Genomic DNA, 1107 nt, shown 5'->3' with positions numbered 1-1107 from the left:
GCTGGGATGCTGCCCGGATGATCGTCTCGCTGCTGTACCGAGCAACTCGCGCGCTGCTGTCCGTGCCGACGGTACTGCTGCGCCGGGACACCACCGAGGACGCCGAACTGCTGGTGCTGCTGTACGAGAACGCGGTGCTGCGCCGACAGCTCAACGGTCCAATCCGCTACCAGCACGCGGACCGGTTCTGGCTGGCCGCGCTGTCGTCGCTGCTACCGCGCCACCGCTGGCACACTGTCTTCCCGGTCACCCCAGCAACGCTGCTGACCTGGCACCGCAAACTGATCGCCAGGAAGTGGGACTACACCGCTCGACGCTTACGCACAGGGCGCCCACCGACCGTGGCCGGACTCAAGAAGTTGACACTGCGCTTGGCGCGGGAAAACCCGCGGTGGGGCCACCGCAGAATCCAAGGCGAGCTGGCCCGCTTGGGACATCGGATCGCACCGTCGACAGTCTGGACGATCCTGAACGCAGCCGGCATCGACCCGGCCCCGCGCCGCACCGGCCCCAGCTGGCGCGAGTTTCTTACCGCTCAGGCCGAGGGGATCATCGCCGCGGACTTCTTCCACGTGGACACGGTCATCGGCACACGGCTGTACGCGCTGGCGTTCCTCGAACATCGCACCCGCAAGCTTCACTTCGCCGGCGTCACGGCGCACCCGACCGCGCAGTGGGTGACCCAGCAGGCGCGTAACCTGGCCGGCGACCTGGGCAGCCGTGTCGAGTCCTTGCGCTTCGTCCTCCGCGACCGCGACAGCAAGTACACCGCCTCCTTCGACGCCGTCTTCGAAGCCGAGGAGATGAAGGTGCTGCTCAGCGCGCCCCGGGCGCCGCGGATGAATGCCCACTGCGAGCGGGTGATCGGCACCGTCCGCCGGGAGGTCCTCGACCACGTTCTGATCATGAACGAGGCCCACGCCGGGCAGGTCCTCGCCACATACCAAGATCACTACAACCGACATCGGCCACACCGGTCCCAAAACCAACGACCACCCGACGCCCAAGAGCAACCCCTTGCCGAACCCGGTTTGAAGGCCCCCAGGCTCCTACGGACCCGGGTCTTTGGGGGAGTCATCAACGAGTACCGCTACGCATCCTGAGCTG

1 protein-coding gene is annotated in these 1107 nt (G+C 67.0%); it reads left to right on the top strand.

Annotated elements, in window-relative coordinates:
• A partial coding sequence (locus tag BCF44_RS54610) for an integrase core domain-containing protein (RefSeq protein ID WP_342775770.1) occupies positions 1–1103 on the top strand: 1103 nt, incomplete at its 5' end.
• Between the last annotated feature and the right edge of the window lie 4 nt (positions 1104–1107).

Origin of the sequence: Kutzneria buriramensis (genome assembly GCF_003387475.1) — a bacterium.
Classification (GTDB): domain Bacteria; phylum Actinomycetota; class Actinomycetes; order Mycobacteriales; family Pseudonocardiaceae; genus Kutzneria; species Kutzneria buriramensis.
This window is presented reverse-complemented; position numbering and strand designations above follow the sequence as displayed.